Consider the following 255-nt stretch of genomic DNA (forward strand, 5'->3'; position numbering starts at 1 on the left):
GCGGTCGCGCCAATGACGAGCCGATCGAAATCGAGCGTGGTTGGCGCGACAGCGCCATCGGCCAGGACCTGAAGCGGGTCAGGAACGTCAAGCCGCTGTGGTCGAAGTTCGGCACGGCGGTCGGCGTGGCGCTCGGCGGTCTCGACATGTGGACCAACCAGCTGTTCGGCTTCTCGTTCTTCGGCACGCTGAAACACGGCAAGACCGACGCGCAGAGCCTCGAACCGGCCGCCCAGCACAAAAAGATCGACTATC

1 pseudogene is annotated in these 255 nt (G+C 64.3%); it reads left to right on the plus strand.

Annotation, left to right across the window (positions count from 1 at the left end):
• A pseudogene (locus C6558_RS39515) lies at window positions 1–255 on the plus strand (electron transfer flavoprotein-ubiquinone oxidoreductase); the annotation flags it as partial.

This window comes from Ensifer sp. NM-2, assembly GCF_003024455.1.
Lineage (GTDB): Bacteria > Pseudomonadota > Alphaproteobacteria > Rhizobiales > Rhizobiaceae > Ensifer > Ensifer canadensis.